Here is a 21,354-nt window from a genome sequence, read left to right as displayed (position 1 = left end):
GTGCCTTTAGGCTGAGGCCTGTGCTTCTTGGACCGCGTCAAGCGTGGCGTCGAAGGCCAAGAGGATAGAGGCGTGGCGGTTTTTGTAGTCTTTGGCCGGTTGCAGCACTTCCAATTCAATGAACGGCGCTGATGGTGCTGATCCGTCGGATTTGAGCATCGCGTAAAGTTCATCGCGACCTTGCCGGACCTGGCTCAAAGTGCAGCCGACGATGTTGGCGCCGATTACTGATGCTGCAGCCTGCCCGAGAGCGCAGGCTTTCACGTCTTGGCCGTAGTCGGTAATGACGCCCTCTTGAACGGTAATATCCACCGTGACGGTGGACCCGCACAATGGAGACCGCTTCTTGGCGGTCGCGGTCGGGTTGTCCAATCGGGTCGTGCGCTGCATGTCGGCAGCGAGCGCGAGGATGCGCCCGGAATAGAGTCTGATCAGGTCGGTTTCTGCTGACATCGCGTTTGCCCTTTGTCGCCACCCCAATTAGATAGCCACAAGTCACGTCAATGCAAAGGTTTTCCATATGTCCTTCGACCCCGCGAGCCTGACTTATGATGACGCAGGTCTGATACCGGCGATTGCGCAGGATGCATCCTCGGGCGAGGTGCTGATGATGGCATGGATGAATAAGGAGGCCGTGGCGAAGACGCTTGAGACGGGTCAGGTGACGTATTGGTCGCGATCTCGGCAGGAATTCTGGATCAAGGGCGCGACCAGTGGTCATACCCAGACATTGTTGGACTTTCGTGTTGATTGCGACCGGGATTGTCTTTTGCTTGAGGTGGAACAGGTTGGTCCGGCCTGTCATACCGGTCGCCGGACATGCTTTTATACCGCGGTGCAGGACGGGGCCGAGATCGAGGTCGTCAAACTGCCGGAAGACCCACCATCCGCCTGATATCATGGGGGCTTGCGCCCTCATCCCTGTATTTGCGGATCGCGCGGGCGTCGTCCCGCTTGGCCAGTCGTTTGCCCTGGCCGTCGCGGATCAGCTTGTGATGGTGGTACGTGGGTGTGGGCAGATTCAGCAACTTTTGCAAAGCGACGTGGATTTGCGTCGCCTCGAAAAGATCCTCACCTCGGATAACGTGCGTGACGCCTTGCATGGCGTCATCGAGAACGGCGCTGAGGTGATAGGAGGTGCCCATGTCCTTTCGCCCGATGATGATGTCGCCGACCTGCGTTTGCAACTGTTCCAAGGAAAAATGCACATCGCCTTTGGCATCATCGTGAAATTGGAAGGGTGACAGGCCTACAGGGTAAGTCTGAAGATCGAGCCGCAAAACGGCCTCATGTGGTGCGGGTGAAGGATAGTGATCACGATCTTGGTTGCGGTTGCGGCATGTGCCCGGATAGATAGGACCGTCAGGGCCGTAGCTGATGCCCTCTTGCGGCGCAGAGAGAGCGGCGAGGATGTCTGCCCGGGTGCACGTGCATTGGTAAAGCAGTCTGTCCCACCACATCTGATCAATGACCTCGTGATATGCGCTTAATCGCTCGGACTGTCGCATAACGGGTTCCGGCCATGACAGGCCCAGCCAATGGAGGTCTTCGTAGATTTGCGTCTCCCATTCCGGTCGAGCGCGGGTTCGGTCGATGTCTTCAATCCGAAGAAGAAACATGCCGCCTGTCGCCTTGGCCATATCGTGGGCGAGCATGGCGGAATAGGCATGCCCTAGATGCAGCGGCCCTGTGGGCGAAGGTGCAAAGCGTGTGATCACCGGCGGCGCAGGATGATGATGTCAGAGCCCATGTCAACGTCGTCGAGATGGGGCCCGTGCTCGCGGAAAACGACCTCCGCCCGGCCCTTTGCGACCTCGGTGCCAAGCGCGTCGGCATAGCGATTATCGGCAAGCGTGGGGTCGTTGAACGAGAGGGCCAGCAAGTTGCCGGTATCGAGTTTGGCTATGAGTTGTCCAAGCAGATCGGCGGGCGCAGCGCCGAGGCTTATGACACCAGCCGCGACAATGACCGGATAAGCACCGCGCCCGAAACTGAGTTCGCCGGGTTGAGACAGCCAGATTTTGTCGTAAATGCCGCAGGCCTCCGCCTTTTCCAGCATTTCCGCACTGATGTCGGTGCCGTGCAGATTGGTGAGACCTTGCCTTTGGAGGGCCTTGGCTCCGATCCCTGTTCCGCACCCAAAATCAAGAATTTGCGTGTCGGCTTTCATGTGATCTTTCAGGGCCGCAGCTATCCTGTCGGGGGTGTGATAGCCACGTGCGAGCACGTCTTGGTCGTAGGTTTCCGCCCATTCCGCATAGACGGCCATCGTGTCCTCGACGCTGCGCGGCGCCCATAGTTGCGGGCGCATGACCTTCTTATCGGTCATGCCGCGTTTTGCAGGGTGTGTTCCAGCCAAACGGACCAATCGGCCTTGGCACGGTCGGTATAAGCCTTGTAGCGGTCTTTACGGTTCCGCCGCCCACCCTTGATGCCGTCAATCGGCGGGAAGAGCCCGAAATTGACGTTCATTGGCTGGAATGTCTTTGCGTCAGCGCCGCCGGTGATGTGGGTGACGAGTGCGCCCATCGCTGTCGTCGGTGGGACGGGCGCCAGGATTTGTCCCGTCAGTTCGGCGACGGCAAGCCGCCCGGCGAGAAGACCCATCGCGGCACTTTCGACGTAGCCTTCGACCCCGGTGATTTGCCCGGCGAAACGAATATGCGGTTTGGAACGCAAACGCATCTGGTCGTCGAGCAGCATGGGCGAGTTGATGAAGGTGTTGCGATGGATGCCGCCAAGGCGTGCGAACTCGGCGTTCTTCAAGCCGGGAATTGTTTTGAAAACAGCTTTTTGCGCCCCGTATTTCATCTTGGTCTGAAAGCCGACGATGTTGAACAAGGTGCCTAACGCATTATCGCGGCGCAGCTGCACGACCGCATAGGCCTTGGTTGCGGGATCGTGAGCGTTGGTCAGGCCGACAGGTTTCATCGGGCCAAAACGCAATGTCTCGCGACCGCGTTCAGCCATGACCTCGATCGGGAGGCAGCCGTCGAAGTAACCTGCAGTTTCGCCTTCCTTGAACTCGGCTTTCTCGGCGGCGAGGAGCGCGTCGACAAATGCCTCGTACTGGTCCTTTGTCATCGGGCAGTTCAGGTAGGCGGTACGTTCGGCCGCGGTCTCACCCTTGTCGTAGCGTGACTGCATCCAGGCTACGCTCATGTCGATGCTGTCGGCATAAACGATAGGGGCGATGGCATCGAAAAAAGCCAGCGCCTCGGCGCCTGTTTCCTGTTGGATGGCTTCGGCCAGCGCGCCGGAGGTCAATGGGCCGGTCGCAATGATCCAGTGACCTTCGTCGGGTAGGGCGGTGATTTCATCGGATGCGATCGTGATGTTCGGGTGCGCTTTCAGTGCGGCTGTGACGCTTTGCGCAAAAGGATCGCGGTCGACGGCAAGCGCGCCGCCTGCAGGCAACCGATGCTTGTAGGCGGTCTGCATGATGAGGCTATTTGCCTGCATCATCTCCCAATGAAGCAGCCCGACCGCGTTCTGTTCATGGTCATCGGACCGGAACGAGTTAGAGCACACCATCTCGCCCAGATTGCCGGTGCGGTGCGCGAAGGTTTCGACCTTGGGGCGCATTTCGTGAATGACGACCTGGAGGCCCGCATTGGCAGCTTGCCATGCGGCCTCGGACCCGGCCATGCCGCCGCCAATGATGTTGAGTGTGCGTTCCATGTGCCTGATTTAGGCTGATGGTTGTAAAATGAAAAGGCCCGCGCTGGTGACGCGGGCCTTTTGATGATATTGCCGTCAGATTTAGGATTCGAAATCGGAGACCGTGCTTGCAAACAACGCGCCACCCGAATTGAAGTCTTCGCGAAGGTCGCGGGCAAATTTTCGGTCGAGCCTGACGTGATCGCCGGTTTCGAACGATACCGACAAGCTGAGTGTGTCGACGCTCGCTCCGCCATCGACATCGATTTGGCCGATGGATGCGTCGATCCATGCGCCATCGGTGATCTCATACCCAGCCCCGATATTGTAGGCCGTGTAGTCGGCCCCATCACCAGACCCGCTTTCGAAGCCAGCTGTACCGCGAAACTGACCCGCGAACGCATAGGCGCCGCGTACACCGAAAATGTTGGAGTCTGTCTCGCTGTTACCAAATAGGTAGCCTCGCGCGTCGATAGGACCCTGTTCATAGTCGGCAGCAAGAACGTAGGCCGTGCCGCTGTCGTCTTCTCCTGAAGAAATCAAACCCACGCTGATATCAAAGCCGGGAGAGGCCGCAAATTCACCATAGGCAAGATAGGCTGTGTCGTTGGTATCGAGATTCTGGTCGATCCGGATCGCGGCGCCGATTTGACCATTATCGAATTGCGCGAACGCACCCGCGCTTGTCTGATCATCCACGTCGTTGTCGAAGTTCGAAACTGTGCCACCGATCAGGACATCAGGCGTGATAAAGTAGCCGCCACCGATCGAGATTTCACGCGACGTGCCTTCGGCATCATCGGTTTCGGCGGCCCGGTTTTCGATGTTACCGGTAATCAGAAACTGCCCCGTTTGATATTCGATCTCGGCTACGAATTCGTCGATGTCCAGTTCTGCGCCATCGGCGTCATAGCTGTTGCGATCGTAACTGAGTTGGGCGTATTTGACGCCCTCGGCGGCGACTGTCCCAGTGACAAGCGCGACCAGCGCAGTTGTCGTCAGAATGCGTTTCATATTCGGAACCCTTTTCAATTATTCATACCGCCGATCTGCCGGTATGCACCCACCACCACTAAAGGACTTCGCGGAACCTGCGCTATTTGGATAGTGTGCATAGGGAACTTCGCGATTTCTGGCAAAGATTTGCCGACAGATACACGTGACATGACAGGTGTGGAAACAATCTAATCCTTACAAGGGGATCGTGCCGGCCTTGCCCCCTGTGTTGCACAAATTAAACGCCTTTGAATTACCGCATTTTCCCCAGTTCATTTGCCACTATCTGGGGGTGTAACCGATAGCACAAGCTCACTCTTAAAGGAATCGATATGAGTATCCATATGACAGTTGTCGCGTCTCTTTTGGCCTCGGCAGCCTTGCCTGCTTCGGCGCAGACATTCACAGGTGGATCGATCAACGGCGAGTATCGCGAATTCACGGGCGATGACGTCGAGGGCAACAGTTTCACGCTGGATGCCGGTGGCGACATTAGCGTAGGGGCCGACATCGGGTTCGGTGCCAATATCAGCTTTGGACGTAATGACGAGGACCTCGACTACGCCAACGGAACCGTGCACGGCTATTATGTGCTGTCGCCGACCGCTGCTATCGGCTTGTTTGCCGCTGCAGATTCGATCGACGGCGATGATGCAGCGCTTTACGGTGTCGAAGTCGGCGGGCGTTCGCCCCGCGGGCGCTATGAAGTTTTTTACGGCGTCACGGATGTCGAGGATCCGTTCGACGGGGACGATCTGACGATTTTCGGCGCGTCGTTTGAGTTCGCGATTGGCAACGGTTTTGCGCTTGGTTTGCAATATGAATCGTTTACTGGGTTGCCCGGGGTGACCACCGAGGGCGAGATACTGAACGACACGACCTTCTCGGACACCGCCTTGATGGTCCGTTACAACATCACACCAGAGGCGTCGATCTATGCAGAGTACGGTTCGCTGCTGCAAAGCGCCTTTGAAGACGGTGTCAGCTTCAGCAGCGAAGACGATACGAATTACATCGGGATCGGTGCGGAATTCGCACTTGGTGAACGTGGCGGCAATATCTTCGGTGCGCGTAGCTTGGCCGGTTTCGGCTTCTAATTGCCAGGAAGGCCCGCAGAATACTGCGGGCCTTCTTCAATCCTCCGTCTCGTCGCCTTGGTCAGCAATCCAGGCAACACTGACCACCGTCTCATCCTTGCCGGTGTCAAATACTTTTACTCCGCCCGCACCGCGCGACCGGAACGATATACCATCGATCGGTACACGGATGGACTGGCCCGTGGATGTGACCAACATGATCTGGTCAGACAGATCGACTGGGAAGGACGTGACCAACGGCCCACCGCGCATCGCCTTATCCATCGCCGCGACGCCCATGCCGCCGCGACCGCGCACAGGGTAGTCATGGCTAGAGGAGAGTTTGCCAGCGCCCTTGGCTGTGATCGTCAGGATCAGGTTCTCTGCCGCTGACATTTCGACATAGCGTTCCTGACTGATTTGACCCGGAGCCGCCTCTTCGTCGTCGTTTTCCGCCTCATCGGTCAGCCCGGCCATCGCGCGGCGCATCTTGAGATAGGCGGCGCGTTCAGCCGGGTCGGCCTCGAAATGCCGGATGATGGACATGCTGACGACATCGTCATCGCCATTCAGTTTGATCCCGCGGACGCCGACCGAGGCACGGCTGTTGAATATCCGCACATCGGTGGCAGGGAAACGGATGGCGCGGCCGGAACTGGTGACCAGCATCACGTCGTCATCGTTCGAGGCAATGCGGGCATTTATGAGTGTCGTTTCAGCATGTTCGCCTTCGAACTTCATCGCGATCTTGCCGTTGCGCATGACGTTGGTGAAGTCTGACAGCTTGTTGCGCCGCACTGTGCCTGCAGAGGTCGCGAAGACAACTTGCAGGTCGTTCCACTCCTCTTCGGGCCGATCGACCGGCATGATCGCGGCGATAGAGACGCCTTGCGGGATAGGCAGGATGTTCACGATAGCCTTACCGCGCGCGGTGCGATTGCCAAGCGGCAGGCGCCATGTCTTGAGTTTGTAGACCATGCCGTCGGTCGTGAAGAACAAAAGCTGGGTATGCGTGTTGGCGACGAAGAGGGTGGTGACGACGTCCTCGTCCTTTGTCTGCATCGAGGAAAGCCCCTTGCCGCCCCGCCGTTGCGCGCGGAAATCGGCGAGGGCGGTCCGTTTGATATAGCCGCCGGAGGTCACGGTGACGACCATGTCTTCCTGCTCGATCAGGTCCTCGTCTTCCATATCGCCGGACCAATCGACGATTTCGGTGCGGCGGGGAACGGCAAAAAGGTCTTTGACCTCGTTCAACTCGTCCCGGATGATCTGCAGGATCCGTTCGCGGCTGCCAAGAATGTCGAGATATTCGCGGATTTTTCCGGCAAGCTCCTGCAGTTCATCAGTGACTTCCTGCACACCGATCTGCGTCAGGCGCTGCAGGCGGAGTTCAAGGATCGCGCGGGCTTGGGTTTCCGACAAGTTATACGTGCCGTCTTCGTTGGCAGTGTGCGTCGGGTCGTCGATCAGGGCGATATATTCGAGGATCTGTTCAGCGGGCCAGCGGCGGGTCATCAACTTTTCGCGCGCTGTGGCCGCGTCTGCCGAGTTGCGGATGGTCGCCACCACCTCGTCGATATTGGTAACGGCAACGGCGAGGCCGCAAAGTACATGGGCACGTTCGCGTGCCTTGCGGAGTTCGAACGCCGTTCGGCGTGCGACAACATCTTCGCGGAAGTCGATGAAATGGCTCAGGAAACCATGCAGCGTCAGTTGCTCGGGCTTGCCGCCATTCAACGCCAGCATGTTGCAGCCAAAGCTGGTTTGCATCGGCGTAAAGCGGAACAGCTGGTTGAGAACGACCTCGGCTGTAGCGTCGCGTTTGAGTTCGATCACCACACGCACGCCGTGCCGGTCGGATTCGTCTTGGACGTGGGCGATGCCTTCGATCCGCTTGTCGCGGGCGGCCTCGGCGATGCGATCGATCATCGTCGCCTTGTTCACCTGATAGGGAATTTCCTCGATCACGATGGCCCAACGATCTTTGCGGATTTCTTCGACCTTCGTCTTGGCGCGGATGATGACCGAGCCGCGACCTTCGAGATAGGCTTTGCGCGCACCGGACCGGCCCAGGATGATACCGCCGGTGGGAAAATCTGGGCCGGGGATGTATTCAATCAGGCCTTCGGACGATAAATCGGGATTGTCGATCAGTGCGAGCGTAGCGTCGATCACTTCGCCCAAATTATGCGGTGGGATGTTGGTAGCCATGCCGACGGCGATGCCGCCGGCGCCGTTGACCAGCATGTTTGGGAAGCGCGACGGCAGGACGGTCGGTTCGCTTTCCTTCCCGTCGTAATTGTCCATGAAGTCGACCGTGTCCTTGGGCAGGTCCTCGGTCATGTATTGCGCGACTTTGGCCAAACGGCTTTCGGTGTAGCGCATTGCCGCGGCGCCATCGCCGTCCATGGAGCCAAAATTGCCCTGACCGTCGATCAGGGGTAGGGACATCGAGAAATCCTGCGCCATCCGCACGAGCGCGTCGTAGATCGCGGAATCACCATGCGGGTGGTAGGAACCCATGACGTCGCCGACTGATTTGGCCGACTTACGATAGGATTTGTCGGCGGTGATGCCTTTTTCATACATCGAGTAAATGATGCGCCGATGCACAGGTTTTAGGCCGTCGCGCAGATCGGGGATCGCACGGGAGACGATGACGCTCATCGCGTAGTCGAGGTAGCTGTTCTTTAATTCGTGTTCGATCGTGACCGAAGGCCCGTCATATACGGGGCGCTGCGGTGGCAATTCGTCTTCGTTTTCAGGGGTTTCCGGGGTGTCGTTCACGTGGTCCGCCTGTTGTTACTGGCACTGCTATATTTGGTTTTGTGCAACATATCAGACACTTTATATTGCGTGCAATGGAAGATGCACAGATGCTTTGGCAGCCAAGGTTTCGTCATGCTAACAGACTGTTTTTGTTGACAAAGTTTATCGTTTCGCAATCATTTTCGGAAAAGGTCAAGAAAGGCAGGCGCAGCTATGGCATCAGAAACCGAATTGATGATGAAAGGATATGGCCTGACCACGGCCGAGATGTTCTATCACATGCCGGATCATCCGCATGTGCTGAACACGTTTATCTGGCAGGATTACGACCTTGCGCCGGACCATGACCGGTTACTGAAATTCATCGGATTTTGGCAGGAAGAGATCGACGGCCCGCTGCATTCGGTTCGGTTTGTGCATCGCAAACGGATTGCGTCGGGTGAATGGCGGCATGTGACGGGCGAGTTCAAGTATCACTGAAATCGGTGTGCACAGGGCGTACACACAGCGTACACACACTGTGCGCACGTTTGGCATACCTATTGCGGCAGGACGTTATGGCCAAATTGCAGCAGGGCGTGCGGGACATCGACGAAAACCCAGTTTTCGGCCAGCAGTTCGCCTTCGCGTCGCCACCAGTCACAGACGCGGAAGTAGACCCTTTCGTTGGTCGGCTCTTGTCCCAGGAATGGTTTGATGCTGATCCCGGTCAGTGACGGCCAGCCGCCAGAGCAAGTATAGTTGCCCTCACCGAAGCGGGTGAAGTGTTTCGTCAAGCCGTTGCCGGCAGAACCGCCGGACCAGCCGTCGAATTGGCTTTCGAAGGGTACCTGAAAGGATGCGAAGCGGTCTATACCGACAAATGACCCGAAAGCGCCCGGGCCATACCACATCATGTTGTCGTGCCAGTAGGGACGCCAGGCCTCGTCCTTTGTTGCGAGGCCGGCCAGCATGTCGGTGACAATTTGATAGCTTTTTTTGCCCTCAGTCGGTTCAGGTGCGCTGGTCATGATCCCGTCCTGTGTCGCCGGGCCTTGGATCATACCGGTATGCCCACGGTTCAGGCCCGGGCCGATGGCAATGGGCCATTGATTGCAGGCGATCATCAATTCGGGGAGGTCAAGAAAGATGTAGCTTTCGACGGCCCGGTCGTTTTCCATCCTGTGAAATTCGCCATAGCGCAGATAGCTGAGGCGATCCGGCGCTTTGATGCCGATCCAGTTCTGGTGGAAATGGCCGACATAGTAGCCTGTGGCGCTGATCCAATCGCCGTTTTGGAAATGACCCGCCATCACGATGTCGTCGCGGCGATAAAGACCGTCAAAAGCGGCTTTCAATGGGCTAATCACCGTCTCGTGGTATGCCGCAGGCCCGTTGAGATCGTTGAATGGGTGGACGATGTTGATCTTTGCATCGGCGGCGAAGAACGTATTGGCAGCGCTCGTGAAACCGTCAGGATGGCGGTGCGCGGCGCTGTAGGTCAGGTAGGGTTGACGATTGACCGATACTTGTTTCCTGTCTGGTATATCCATCGGCTGCCATCCTCCTAATACACATGAGGTCGCAAATCCGCAGGTGATTTGCACCGAGTCCGTCTATATCTTTTTCATCGGGAAAGTGAGACATTTTTGGGAGTGCGGTGTCGTGAAGGCAGTTCGCATTGGTGTGTTGGTTCTGTCTTTTATGCGCCATGCTACACCGTATTGAATCAGCGAAGCACAGCATCGACGCGGCGGGCCGCATCATCGTTGATCTTGCCAAAGAACGATTGCGGGCCGATTACGACTAAATCTTCGCGGGCCTCGCTGCGAAAATACCGCAGTTTGACGACGGGTATCTTGATGAAATTCGTATGATTGTTGGTCTCTGCATCATCGACCAAGAAATACGACGCCAGGTTGGTTTGTTTGTCTTGATTGTACGACTTGCTGCGGTCTTTATGACTGCAACCGCGCGCAGAATGACATGCCCTATGCGGGCATGTCAAAACGTGAATTAATCTTCGAATTGCTCTGAGACTGGCTCTTCTTCGGAGCCGTTGCAAAGGACCTGCACGCTACCGATATCAAGTTCTTCGTTGTCAGCCTCGTCCATTGCCGATGCCAGCGCGGTCAGAAAGGATTCCTGATCGGAAATTTCCATCGCTTCAAATTCGGCGCATGTCACAGTGAGTGGGTCTGCGTGGGCGTCAGCCGCTGCGATTGTGCAAGTGCCCGCCAGCAAAGCGGCAAGGATTGTGGATTTTGCAAAAATGTTCATTTATCGCTCCATTATCATGGTTGACCGCGTCCGAGGCGGTTAAAGCGATAACCCATTGACGGCGCTTTGGTTCCTCAGATGCTTGCGCCTGCCCGTCGAACCATCCCGAAGAGATCCCGCGGATCATCCGGGTCGGCGATGAGGTCGAAGTCGATATAGAACGGCGTGTTCTTGATCTTTTCGTGGACGTAGCGGAGTGCGCTAAAGTCTTCGATGGCGAAGCCGACGCCGTCGAAGAGCGTGATTTCGGACGCGGATTGCCGCCCCTTTGCGGCGCCTGTGATCACTTGCCACAGTTCCGTGACCGGATGGTCCGGGGCCATCTGCTGGATTTCGCCTTCGATCCGCGTTTGGGGTGGGTATTCGACGAAAACGGTGGACCTTGCGACGATATCGCGGTGCAGTTCGGTCTTGCCGGGGCAGTCGCCGCCGATGGCGTTGATGTGGACGCCATTGCCGACCATGTTGTCGGTCAGGATTGTTTGCATGTCCTTATCGGCCGTGGCGGTCGTGATGATCCCGGCGCCTTCTATGGCGTCCTCGGGCGTGGTGCAGGGGATCAGGGTCAGCCCGGCATTTTCGAGGTTACGGGCGCATTTTTCGGTCGCCGCCGGGTCGATATCATAGAGCCGGATCGTGTCTACGCCATTGACGGCCTTTTGCGCGATGCATTGGAATTCCGATTGGGCGCCGTTGCCGATCATCGCCATGGTTTTGGCATCCGGGCTGGCAAGGTGCTTGGTCGCCACGGCAGACATGGCTGCGGTACGGAGTGCAGTCAGAACCGTCATTTCGGAGAACAGGATCGGGTAGCCGGTGTCGACCTCGGCCAGCACACCGAAGGCGGTGACCGTTTGCAGCCCCTCTTTCATGTTTTTGGGGTGGCCGTTGACGTATTTGAAACCGTAAAGCGTACCGTCGGACGTGGGCATGAGCTCGATCACGCCGACATCGGAGTGGCTGCCGACGCGGGGTGTTTTGTCGAAGAGGTCCCAGCGGGCGAAATCCACCTCGATCTCGTGCGCGAGGTCGGCCATGAATTGCTCGATCCCGATGTGGTGAACGAGCCGCATCATGTTGTCGACGCTGACAAAAGGCACCATGGCCAATTCGGAGGCTTTGAGATTCATGTCTTGCTCCGTGTGGGTCGGTCGAAGATTCGGCGGCCCATGAGGGATGCGGTCAGATCGACCATGAGGTTGGCGGTGCGTCCCCGGTCATCGAGGAACGGGTTGAGTTCGACGAGGTCGAGAGAGGTGACGAGGCCGCTGTCGGACAGGATTTCCATGACAAGGTGTCCTTCGCGCGTGGTCGCGCCGCCAGGCACTGTCGTGCCGACGGCGGGGGCGATGGAAGGGTCGAGGAAATCGACGTCGAGGGAGAGGTGCAGCATGCCGTCGGCCTCTGCCACGCATTTGAGGAAGGCTTGCAGCGGTGCGCTGATCCCTTCTTCGTCGATCCGTCGCATGTCGACCAGTGTGACATCGCCGCCTTCGAGCACTTTGCGTTCGGCCTCATCCACGGAACGCAGGCCGATCATGCAGATATTGGCGGGGTCGACCTGCGCCGGAAGGGGCGGGTAAGCGTCAAAGCCGTCGCGACCGGTTACATAGCCCACAGGTGTGCCGTGCAGATTACCGGTGTCGGTCGTGTCGGGCGTGTGGATGTCGCTATGGGCGTCGAGCCAGAGGGCGAAGAAGGGTTTGCCGACGGATTGCGCATGCGCGGCCATCCCTGCGACGGAGCCTGCAGCCAGGGCGTGATCGCCGCCCATGAAGATGGGCATGCCGCGCGGAGCGGCCTCTTGCGCCGCGGCCATGAGCGTTTGCGTCCAACCAACGTTTTCCGCGAGCGCGTGGACCTTGGGGTTTTGGTGTGCGGGCACGTCGACCTGCGCGGGTGTCAGGTTGCCGAGGTCTTCGACCGAATGCCCGAGTTGCGTCAGCGTTTCCGCTAGGCCAGCGGTACGATAGGCGTCTGGCCCCATGAGACAGCCGCGGCGGCGTTTGCCACAATCGACCGGGGCACCGATAAGAATGCAATGTGTCATGGGGCGGAGTGTTGCGCAGAAAGGTGGCTGGGATAAGCAGACAAATTGTGCAAGGTGAGCGTGTAATATGCGAAGTGAGGGATCGGTTTGGACAGTTTGGATAGTCGCCTGATCGGGGCGCTCAAGCAGAATGGGCGGGCCGCTGTATCTGACCTCGCGGCGATATTGGGGGTGACTCGCAGCACTGTACGCACGCGGTTGGATCGGTTGATCGACAGCGGCGAGATTGCGGGATTCACCGTATTGACCCGGTCAGACATCCGCCCGGATGCTGTGCGAGGTCTGATGATGCTGGAGATTGCGGGCCGTGGCGCGGAACGGGCGATGAAGCGGCTGACCACGATCCCCGAGGTTCAGGTCGTGCATTCGACGAACGGCACATGGGATCTGATCGCCGAGATCGGTGCACAGACGCTCGAGCAGTTCGATGCAGTCCTGTTCACGATCCGCCGGATCGAGGGTGTCACACGGTCCGAGACGAGCCTTTTGTTGTCGACGCGCCGCTGAGGATCACGGCGATGATCCAGCCGAACATCAGGTCGAAAGAAAAGATCGCGTTCCAGCTGGCCATGGAGAGGCTGAGGAATTCCCAGCTGACCTGATCGCACATGACGATCCGGGGGCCTTCGGTTGAGAGGAGGTCGGCACCGCTGAGGCCGTCGAGTCCGCCACCAGAGCAGCTGGCGGGGCCTTCCCACCAGTCACGCTCCACCCCCGTGTGATAGACGCCGATGGCGCCGGTTGTTCCGGCCGCAACGGCACCCAATGCAGGCAGCAGTCGCCCCGGCACTTTCAGCGCGATCAGTCCGATGACGATCGCTGCCGCATGCGGCCAGCGCTGCCAGAGACACATGGCGCAGGGCGGGTAGCCGAGCATCTGAAAGATGTAGGCCCCACCCAGCAGCGCGACGGAGCCGCCGGTGGCCAGAAGGATCATCAGGTTTCGCGTCATAGCAGTCCGATAACTGCGAACCCGCCAATCAGCAAGACGCAGAAGATGATGAAAACAAGGCCCAGGCGCCGTTCGATGAAATCGCGGATTGGCGCGCCGAATTTCCACAACAAGGCCGCCACTATGAAGAACCGTAAACCCCGGGCGATGATGGATGCGATAATGAAGACCGGCAACGACAGCTGGGTGACGCCGGATGCGATGGTGATGACCTTGAAGGGGAAGGGAGTGACGCCCGCGATCAGCACCGCCCATGCACCCCATTCGTTGTAACGGAGCGCGAATTCCTCAAAATATTCGGCCTTTCCGTAGAAATCGACGATGGGCTGACCGACACTCTCCATCAAGGCGAAGCCAATATAATAGCCAAAAAGACCGCCCAATACAGATGCGATGGTGCAGATGCCTGCGATCAGAAAGGCTCGCGAGGGCCGGGCGATGATCATCGGGATCATCAGAACATCGGGTGGGATCGGGAAGAACGACGACTCGACGAATGAGATGATGGCGAGCGCCCAAAGCGCGTAAGGCGATCCCGCGAGGGACATGGTCCAGTTGTAGAGGCCGCGCAGCATGGACCATCCCTATCGAAACTCTTCGCAGCGTTAGGCCATGCTGCGCTGGAGCCGTCAACCTTGTCAGCATGTCGAACCCGGTTAAGGTGGACATACTTAGGGGAGCGTAGCGATGAAATGGCGTGGACGGCGCGGGAGCAGCAATATCGAGGATCGGCGTCGCAGTAGTGCGGGACGCCGTGCTGGTGGGATCGGAGGGATTGCCGGTGTGTTGATCCTGCTGGCGGGGTGGTACTTTGGTGTTGATACCAGCCAGTTCGTTGACCTGGGCGGTGGCGGCAGCGTCGAGCAATCGGCAGAGATCGCCGAGGCCGACGAGCGTGCGGCGCAGTTTGTGTCGGTCACCTTGGCCGATACGGAAGAGGTATGGTCCGACATCTTTGTCCGGCAACTGAACCGCAGCTATGAGCCGCCGGTGTTGGTTCTGTTCAAGGGGCAAACCCGGTCGGCCTGCGGTGGGGCCTCTGCGGCGACCGGGCCGTTCTACTGCCCGCCGGAAAAGAAAGCCTATCTTGACACGGCATTTTTTACCACCATGGAGCGTCGTTTCGGCGCAGGCGGCGATTTCGCAGCTGCTTATGTCGTGGCGCATGAGGTCGCTCATCACGTGCAAAATGAATTGGGGATTCTGGGACAGGTCAATGAAATGCGGGCGCAGATGAGCCAGGCGGATTCCAATGCGATGTCGGTGCGGGTCGAACTTCAGGCGGATTGTTTTTCCGGCATCTGGGCGCGCGCCGCGCAGCAGAAGTTTGGCAGTTTGGAGCGCGGCGATCTTGGCGAGGCGTTGAATGCTGCAAAACAAATCGGCGATGACGCAATGCAGCGTAATGCGGGGCAGGTGGTGCGACCGCATACCTTTACCCACGGTTCGAGTGCGCAGCGTCAACGCTGGTTTTCGCGCGGCTGGGAAAGCGGCGATTTAAGCGCATGCGATACGTTTTCAACGAACCAGCTTTAGCGATTGACGATAAGGTTCGGCAGCTTTAGGACATCGCACCGAGGCCGATGTGGCGGAATGGTAGACGCAGGGGATTCAAAATCCCCCGATGGCAACATCGTGAGAGTTCGAGTCTCTCCATCGGCACCAAATGCATCCCAACTCACGATACGATTCTTGTAAGAACGGGCTCACCGTTTCGTAAATGTGCAAAGATGTGCCATACGGCACAGATTGTAAGGCGATATGGTGCTTTTAAGCTTAAAATTGTGATCAGGGCTTGGCGTTTTCATTAACCTAGTGTTAATTCTTATATAGGCGAATAACTGCCGATCTGGTCATGGCGTCGCCCAAGGTTTTCCGCTTGCCGCGCCCCGCCGCGTGGTCGGTACATTTTAACGGCGGGCTGTTGTTTTCACGTTGGTGGGTAAATTTACATGAACAAATACTTTTCTGATCACAGTCGGCCTATCACGCCGCGCAACGATACCAAGATCGTGCCCTGCTTTACGCCAGGAACGCGGATAGCGACGCCTAAAGGTGAGCGCTTGGCTGAAAGCCTGACGGTCGGTGACCGCATCCTGACAAGGGACAATGGTATTCAGACAATCGCCTGGGCTGGTTGGCGTCCGATGTCCGGGCAGGAACTGCGTGACAATCCCGCCCTGCGTCCGATCCTGATCCCGGCGGGCAGTTTGGGCACCGATTTGCCGGAGCGGGATATGCTTGTGTCGCCGCAGCATCGCATGTTGGTCGTGTCGGATATCGCACGCGCGCATTTTGGTGAGGCGGAAGTGCTGGTGCCCGCGAAAGACCTGACCAAATTACCGGGCATAAAGGTGGTCAACGTTCAGCAGACGGCCTATGTCCATTTCATGTGCGAAAAACACCAGATCGTACTTGCGGATGGCACTTGGACCGAAAGTTTTCAACCGAATGATTATGCGCTGAAAGGTGTCGTTGCCGCGCAGCGGGAGGAATTGCTGCGTTTGCATCCGGCCTTGGCGAATGTCGAAGGTCGCAGTGCGGTAGGCACGGCCCGACGGGCGCTGCGCAAGCTCGAATCTTACGTTCTGTTCAAGTAGATTTTCGCCAGGCCGCCCATTCTTCGGGTGTGTCGAGGTCGAACCGCGCACGGTCATTGCCGAAACGTGTCAGGTGGGTGCGGTCGCGCAGGGGATGGACCAGCTGTTCGCCGCCGCCGTCGCCCGTCAGTTTGTCGAATTCTGGCCGTAAACTGCTGTCGAAGATAACTGGATGGCCAAGTTTGCCCGTCGTCGTCGCGCCACGCCAGATCAGATGTTCCGGATGAGCTTCGCGCGCGGCGAAGATCGTGTTCATGTCTGCCGTGGTGATCGCGACCAGATCACCCAGCAGCATCATGAAGGCCGGGCAGGGCGGAAGTTGGCGGATCGCGCCACGCATGGTGCCCGACATGCCTTCGGATGCTTCGGGCACGTCGAGCGCGGTGACCGCGAGCCCCTTCAAAGCGGTGTGTCGTGAATGGTCGTTGTCAGGAAGCGCGACGTAGACGTTATGATCTGTCGCGAGGGCCCGTTTCGTCAGAACGCGCAAGAGCGGCTCGCCATCGACTTCTTCCAGCAATTTGTCCCTGCCGCGCATCCGGCTGGATGACCCTGCAGCGAGGATCAGAATCGGGATCATCCGCGCATGGCCGTCATGTCTGGGTCGAACAGGTGTTCGGTGACGCGGGTGGCCTTGTGCCGTTTGCCCATGATCTCAATCTCAGCGACGAGGCCGTTGACCGCATGTTCGCGCGGTACGAGGGCCATGGCGATGGATTTGTCGGCGTGATGGGAATAGCCGCCCGAGGTGCAGAAGCCCGCGACCTGATCATTGATGAAGACAGGTTCGTAGGCCACGACATCGGCGTCGTCTGCGTCGACCTCAAAACTGACCAGCGTGCGGGCAGGGGGATTGGCCCGTTCTGCCTCTGCCGCGGCGCGCCCGATGAAATCGGTATTTTTCTTGAAGCTGATGAAACGGTCCATGCCGGTTTCAGCCGCAGTGTAGTCGGGCGAGAATTCGCGTTGCCAGGACCCGAAGAACCGGTCGAGCCGCAGTGACATCATCGCGCGCATCCCGAACGGGGTGATCCCCATCGGTTGCCCGGCTTCCCAGAGCGTTTGCCAGAGTTGCCGCTGATCCATCGGGTCGCAGAAAATTTCGAATCCCAGATCGCCGGTGTAACTGACCCGCTGGACGATGCAGGCGACCTGCCCGATTGTCATATGGCGGACGTCGAGAAACTTGATGCTGTCGACATCGTTTCGGGTGCAGGCTTTGAGCAGGTCACGCGCTTTGGGGCCGGCGATCTGGAAGCCGGTTCGTCTGTTCGAGATGTTTTCGACGGTGCAGTCGTCACTTGCATTCTGCTGGAACCAGCGGTGATGGATATCTTGTGCGCCATAGCTGGCGGTCAGTTGGAATTCTTCTTCGGACAGGCACGAGACGGTAAAATCGCCCCAAAGCCGCCCTTTTGGTGACAGCATCGGCGTCAGCGACATGCGCCCTGGCTGTGGAATACGCCCGGCCATGATCCGGTCGAGCCAAGCACGCGCGCCGGGGCCGGTGACGCGGAATTTACCGAAGTTCTGGACCTCGTTGATGCCGACCCCGTTGCGCACCGCCTGCACCTCGCGCTTGGTCGCGTTCCAGGCATCGGAACGGCGGAAGGTCGGTGTTTCATAGGTCGGGTCACCGTCCTTGGCGAAGTAATTGACGACCTCGAGTCCGAATTGGTGGCCCCAGACTGCGCCGAGCGCGGTGAATGTGTCGTACATTGGGGTTGTCCGATGCGGGCGTGCTGCGGGAAGTTCTTCGTTCGGGTAGCTGACCGAGAAACGTGTCTGGTAGTTTTCGATCACCTTGGGCCGCGTATAGCCCGGCGTGATCCAAGACCCATAGCGGGCGACGTCAAGCGCGGTCACATCGCGTTCGCATTCGCCTTCGATCATCCATTGCGCCAGCATCAGGCCGACCCCGCCGCCCTGACTGAAACCGGCCATGACCCCGCAAGCGGACCAGTAGTTGCGCACGCCGGGCACGGGGCCAACCAGCGGGTTGCCGTCGGGGGCAAAGGTGAAGGGGCCGTGGATGACGGATTTGACGCCAGCTGTGGCGAGGACGGGGAACCGTTCATAGGCGAATGCGATGGAATCCTCGATCTTGTCGAAATCATCGGGCAGAAGTTCATGCCCGAAGTCCCATGGCGTGCCGTCAACGCCCCAAGGCCTGCAGGGTTTTTCGTAGAACCCGATACAAAGCCCGCGCCCTTCCTGCCGCAGATAGCTTTCACCGCCGGGATCGATGACGTGGGGATGTTCGCTGTCGCGGTTGTAGATTTCGGGAATGTCGTCTGTGACGATGTATTGATGCTCCATCGGGTGCAGGGGGGCGTAAATGCCTGCCATGGCCGCGACTTCGCGCGCCCAAAGGCCGCCCGCGTTCACTACATGTTCGGCATGGATCGTGCCTTTTTCGGTGACTACATCCCATGTGCCGTCAGGCCGTTGATTGGTTTCGGTCACTTTGCAGTGTGTTTCGATCGTGGCACCATCCATCCGCGCAGCCTTGGCATAGGCATGGGTGGTGCCGGATGGGTCAAGATGCCCGTCGAGCGGGTCGTAAAGCCCACCGACAATGCCGTCGAGATTGGTGATTGGGGCGAGTTTACCGATTTCGGCGGGGCCGAGGATTTCGGTGTCGAGGCCCATGTAACGATGCTTGGCCCGTTCGGCGACGAGCATGTCGAACCTGTCCTGATTGTCGGCCAAAGTGATCCCGCCGGAATGGTGCAGGCCGCATGACATGCCGGTGATGTCCTCCAGTTCCTTATAGAGCTTAATCGTATAACCCTGCAGCGCCGCCATGTTGGTGTCGCCGTTGAGCGTGTGAAATCCGCCAGCCGCATGCCATGTGGAGCCAGACGTAAGTTCGGACCGTTCGATCAGCATGACATCCGACCAGCCCAGTTTGGTCAGGTGATAAAGGACCGAACATCCGACGACCCCGCCCCCGATGATAGCGACACGTGTGCTAGACTTCATATGCTGCGTTCCCTCGTTTACGCTTACACCATGATGCACGCCGCGGGCGGAACGATTATCCACCTGCGACGGTTTGTGTCGCATATGAACCGCGACTTTGATGGAGCTGCCCAAGACATGAAAATTACCAGGCTTGGCGCGGCCCTGATCACATTCGGGCGCAGAATAAGGGCCGCTTCACGCAATTTGTGGACGCGGGTTCTGTTGATCTCGGTTCTGAGTTTATTCGCTGTCTTGATTGCCAAACTGACCGGAGGGTTGATCCCGTCCGGTTTCGCCGAAGCGGTGGGTGCGGAATCGGTCACTGAATTACTGACCATCATCGCCAACGCGATGTTGGCCGTGACCACGTTTTCGCTGAGCGTCATGGTCACCATCCATCGCGCCGTAGCAGGGCAGTGGACACCGCGTGCGCATCAGATGCTGTTGCGCGATGCGCCGATGCAGACGATTCTCGCCACGTTCGTCGGAGCCTACATCTATGCGCTGACATCGTTGATTTTACTGTCGACGCCATTTTTTGGCGAAGCCGAAATCGTCGTTCTGTTCGGCGTTACCCTTGTTGTCATCGCCTTGATCGTCGCCATGATCCTGCGCTGGATCATGCATCTGCAGACCTGGGGCAGTCTGGAACAGATCGCGTCGACGATCGAAAGCGCGGCCCGACGGGCCTTGGCCGAACGCGACGATCGCCCTTGCCATGGCGCAAATCCATTGACGCCCGATACGATCGTGCCCGCGGATGCGGTCGATCTGTTGGCGAAAGAGACAGGATATGTACAGTCCATCCTTTTCGAAAAGGTTGCCGCCGATGCAGAAGAGATTGGCGCACAGATCTATTTTCTCGCACCGATCGGGCGATTTGTGCATCGTGGCGACGTTATTGGGCATATGGCGGCTGGTAATCCCGCTCTTTCGGATCGGATCGGCGACTGGATCACGATCGGACCATCACGCACCCCCGATCAGGATCCCAGGTTATGTCTGATCATGCTGAGCGAGGTGGGGTCGAAGGCTTTGTCCGCGGGTATCAATGACCCTGGTACGGCGATCGACGTGATTGGGCGTATCGTCCGCCTGATCGCGGGTTTCGCGCCGGAGGTCGATCGTAGGTCGGTTCCCGACTATCCGAATGTCTGGGTTCCTGTTCTTGATCCCGGCGATCTGGTGATCGAAGCGCTTGCGCCGTTGGTTCGAGACGGTGCGTCGCTGGTCGAAGTGCAGATCGTTTTGCAAAAGCGGCTTGCCGGTCTTGCGCGCCATGCGTCAGCCCCCATCGCAAAGGCCGCCACCGCACTTGCGCAGGATGCATTGGCGCAGGCAAATGACGCCATCACCGGGGAAGGTGACAGATCACGTCTGGCCGCTGTGGTGAAGGGCGATCTTTAGGGAATGATCCGCGTGTATTTGATACCCTCGAGTGTCGCGCCGAGACGCAGACCCGTTTGCGCGAAATTCACCGCGATGACAGGGGATAGTGACGTCGTTGTTTCCGCCCGCAATCCGTCGCCCTGATCGCTGACGGCATATTCGACATCTGCACCGGCGGCCCAACCGGGAGATTGGCGGAATTCCAGCAATGCGTCTTGTGTCATGAAAAACAGGACAGAGCTGAATTGCTGCGCACCGATCTGCAGGCCGGCGCTTCCGGATGTGGCGGAGTAGTAATCAACTGTCGACGGCCCCACCTTCAGCGCGCCGCGCCCGAAACCGCCGCCGAGCCCCAAACCGGCCTCTGTGATAAGTGGCATGACCAACATCCCTGCCGCCCGGTTCGCCAGATCGCGTGTGCCGGGATATGTTTCGTACATGAAGTTCAGAGTGCTTTCGACGCGGGCGTCGATCACTTCTGCCCCGCTGCCGCCAATCCCGTTGCTGCATGCCGCCAATGCTGTGGATGCGAAGATGCCAAACGCAAAGTTGCGCCGTGAAAAACTGCTCATTGTCGTGTCCGCCTTATGTGCCTGTTGGGCGTTTCCCGCCTTTTCTGGTTATGATTATAGGTGA

The 21,354-nt window shown here is 58.3% G+C and carries 23 protein-coding genes and 1 tRNA gene; 8 read left to right on the top strand and 16 right to left on the bottom strand.

Features of this window, described 5'->3' with window-relative positions; genetic code table 11:
• Positions 1-6: 6 nt before the first annotated feature.
• On the bottom strand, positions 7-453 hold the full coding sequence (locus tag V8J85_RS03980) for an iron-sulfur cluster assembly scaffold protein (protein ID WP_339952382.1): 447 nt from the start codon (positions 451-453) through the stop codon (positions 7-9).
• A 67-nt stretch (positions 454-520) separates the two neighbouring features.
• On the opposite strand from V8J85_RS03980, the gene hisI reads away from it, so the two are divergent.
• Entirely contained in the window at positions 521-895 is a 375-nt protein-coding gene (gene hisI / locus V8J85_RS03975; protein WP_339952381.1) for a phosphoribosyl-AMP cyclohydrolase, read from the top strand.
• Here hisI and gluQRS read toward each other — a convergent pair.
• From gluQRS to V8J85_RS03955, 4 genes are all read right to left on the bottom strand, one after another.
• Complete coding sequence (gluQRS, locus tag V8J85_RS03970) at positions 864-1,718, bottom strand: tRNA glutamyl-Q(34) synthetase GluQRS (RefSeq protein ID WP_339952380.1); 855 nt, start codon at positions 1,716-1,718, stop codon at positions 864-866. The genes hisI and gluQRS overlap by 32 nt on opposite strands.
• Entirely contained in the window at positions 1,715-2,329 is a 615-nt protein-coding gene (locus V8J85_RS03965; RefSeq protein ID WP_339952379.1) for a class I SAM-dependent DNA methyltransferase, read from the bottom strand. The genes gluQRS and V8J85_RS03965 overlap by 4 nt, the downstream gene beginning before the upstream one ends.
• Positions 2,326-3,681 (bottom strand): methylenetetrahydrofolate--tRNA-(uracil(54)-C(5))-methyltransferase (FADH(2)-oxidizing) TrmFO, encoded by a 1,356-nt coding sequence (trmFO, locus tag V8J85_RS03960; protein WP_339952378.1) that lies wholly within the window; start codon positions 3,679-3,681, stop codon positions 2,326-2,328. Before trmFO ends, V8J85_RS03965 begins: the two co-directional genes overlap by 4 nt.
• Positions 3,682-3,762: 81 nt before the next feature.
• Positions 3,763-4,674, bottom strand: coding sequence for a hypothetical protein (locus V8J85_RS03955; protein WP_339952377.1), 912 nt, complete (start codon positions 4,672-4,674; stop codon positions 3,763-3,765).
• A 314-nt stretch (positions 4,675-4,988) separates the two neighbouring features.
• Between V8J85_RS03955 and V8J85_RS03950 the strand changes: the two genes are divergently transcribed.
• The gene (locus tag V8J85_RS03950) at positions 4,989-5,753 is read left to right on the top strand and encodes a hypothetical protein (protein WP_339952376.1); all 765 of its coding nucleotides are present in this window, start codon (positions 4,989-4,991) and stop codon (positions 5,751-5,753) included.
• Positions 5,754-5,789: 36 nt separating this feature from the next.
• Here V8J85_RS03950 and gyrA read toward each other — a convergent pair whose 3' ends face one another.
• Complete coding sequence (gene gyrA / locus V8J85_RS03945) at positions 5,790-8,519, bottom strand: DNA gyrase subunit A (protein WP_339952375.1); 2,730 nt, start codon at positions 8,517-8,519, stop codon at positions 5,790-5,792.
• Between the two features lie 195 nt (positions 8,520-8,714).
• On the opposite strand from gyrA, the gene V8J85_RS03940 reads away from it, so the two are divergent.
• Complete coding sequence (locus V8J85_RS03940) at positions 8,715-8,981, top strand: usg protein (RefSeq protein WP_339952374.1); 267 nt, start codon at positions 8,715-8,717, stop codon at positions 8,979-8,981.
• A 59-nt stretch (positions 8,982-9,040) separates the two neighbouring features.
• On the opposite strand, the gene V8J85_RS03935 is transcribed toward V8J85_RS03940, so the two are convergent.
• From V8J85_RS03935 to rocF, 5 genes are all read right to left on the bottom strand, one after another.
• Complete coding sequence (locus tag V8J85_RS03935; protein WP_339952373.1) at positions 9,041-10,033, bottom strand: hypothetical protein; 993 nt, start codon at positions 10,031-10,033, stop codon at positions 9,041-9,043.
• Positions 10,034-10,209: 176 nt separating this feature from the next.
• Positions 10,210-10,383, bottom strand: a complete 174-nt coding sequence (locus tag V8J85_RS03930; RefSeq protein ID WP_339952372.1) for a hypothetical protein — start codon at positions 10,381-10,383, stop codon at positions 10,210-10,212.
• Between the two features lie 113 nt (positions 10,384-10,496).
• Positions 10,497-10,760 carry a hypothetical protein gene (locus V8J85_RS03925; protein ID WP_339952371.1) on the bottom strand — a complete coding sequence of 88 codons (264 nt, stop codon included), beginning with the start codon at positions 10,758-10,760 and terminating at the stop codon, positions 10,497-10,499.
• Positions 10,761-10,834: 74 nt separating this feature from the next.
• Complete coding sequence (locus V8J85_RS03920; RefSeq protein WP_339952370.1) at positions 10,835-11,890, bottom strand: ornithine cyclodeaminase; 1,056 nt, start codon at positions 11,888-11,890, stop codon at positions 10,835-10,837.
• The gene (gene rocF / locus V8J85_RS03915; RefSeq protein WP_339952369.1) at positions 11,887-12,810 is read right to left on the bottom strand and encodes an arginase; all 924 of its coding nucleotides are present in this window, start codon (positions 12,808-12,810) and stop codon (positions 11,887-11,889) included. Before rocF ends, V8J85_RS03920 begins: the two co-directional genes overlap by 4 nt.
• Positions 12,811-12,897: 87 nt before the next feature.
• Between rocF and V8J85_RS03910 the strand changes: the two genes are divergently transcribed.
• Positions 12,898-13,317, top strand: a complete 420-nt coding sequence (locus V8J85_RS03910; protein ID WP_339952368.1) for an Lrp/AsnC family transcriptional regulator — start codon at positions 12,898-12,900, stop codon at positions 13,315-13,317.
• Here the strand turns inward: V8J85_RS03910 and V8J85_RS03905 are convergent.
• Positions 13,274-13,762: a disulfide bond formation protein B gene (locus V8J85_RS03905; RefSeq protein WP_339952367.1), complete on the bottom strand. Its 489-nt coding sequence runs from the start codon at positions 13,760-13,762 to the stop codon at positions 13,274-13,276. The genes V8J85_RS03910 and V8J85_RS03905 overlap by 44 nt on opposite strands.
• Positions 13,759-14,337: a YqaA family protein gene (locus V8J85_RS03900; RefSeq protein WP_339952366.1), complete on the bottom strand. Its 579-nt coding sequence runs from the start codon at positions 14,335-14,337 to the stop codon at positions 13,759-13,761. Before V8J85_RS03900 ends, V8J85_RS03905 begins: the two co-directional genes overlap by 4 nt.
• Before the next feature lie 112 nt (positions 14,338-14,449).
• On the opposite strand from V8J85_RS03900, the gene ypfJ reads away from it, so the two are divergent.
• From ypfJ to V8J85_RS03885, 3 genes are all read left to right on the top strand, one after another.
• Positions 14,450-15,298: a KPN_02809 family neutral zinc metallopeptidase gene (gene ypfJ / locus V8J85_RS03895; protein ID WP_339952365.1), complete on the top strand. Its 849-nt coding sequence runs from the start codon at positions 14,450-14,452 to the stop codon at positions 15,296-15,298.
• A gap of 43 nt (positions 15,299-15,341) precedes the next feature.
• Positions 15,342-15,427, top strand: a tRNA-Leu gene (locus tag V8J85_RS03890).
• A gap of 287 nt (positions 15,428-15,714) precedes the next feature.
• Positions 15,715-16,362, top strand: coding sequence for a Hint domain-containing protein (locus V8J85_RS03885; RefSeq protein ID WP_339952364.1), 648 nt, complete (start codon positions 15,715-15,717; stop codon positions 16,360-16,362).
• On the opposite strand, the gene V8J85_RS03880 is transcribed toward V8J85_RS03885, so the two are convergent.
• Together V8J85_RS03880 and V8J85_RS03875 are read right to left on the bottom strand one after the other, a co-directional pair.
• Positions 16,355-16,942, bottom strand: a complete 588-nt coding sequence (locus V8J85_RS03880; protein ID WP_339952363.1) for a nucleotidyltransferase family protein — start codon at positions 16,940-16,942, stop codon at positions 16,355-16,357. The genes V8J85_RS03885 and V8J85_RS03880 overlap by 8 nt on opposite strands.
• Positions 16,939-19,347, bottom strand: coding sequence for a GcvT family protein (locus tag V8J85_RS03875; protein ID WP_339952362.1), 2,409 nt, complete (start codon positions 19,345-19,347; stop codon positions 16,939-16,941). The genes V8J85_RS03880 and V8J85_RS03875 overlap by 4 nt, the downstream gene beginning before the upstream one ends.
• Before the next feature lie 117 nt (positions 19,348-19,464).
• Here V8J85_RS03875 and V8J85_RS03870 point away from each other — a divergent pair, with 117 nt between their 5' ends.
• Positions 19,465-20,736, top strand: a complete 1,272-nt coding sequence (locus V8J85_RS03870; RefSeq protein WP_339952361.1) for a DUF2254 domain-containing protein — start codon at positions 19,465-19,467, stop codon at positions 20,734-20,736.
• On the opposite strand, the gene V8J85_RS03865 is transcribed toward V8J85_RS03870, so the two are convergent.
• Complete coding sequence (locus V8J85_RS03865; RefSeq protein WP_339952360.1) at positions 20,733-21,290, bottom strand: lipid-binding SYLF domain-containing protein; 558 nt, start codon at positions 21,288-21,290, stop codon at positions 20,733-20,735. The genes V8J85_RS03870 and V8J85_RS03865 overlap by 4 nt on opposite strands.
• Positions 21,291-21,354: the final 64 nt, after the last annotated feature.

It is taken from the genome of Yoonia sp. 2307UL14-13 (assembly GCF_037572755.1).
Taxonomy (GTDB): Bacteria; Pseudomonadota; Alphaproteobacteria; order Rhodobacterales; family Rhodobacteraceae; genus Yoonia.
This window is presented reverse-complemented; position numbering and strand designations above follow the sequence as displayed.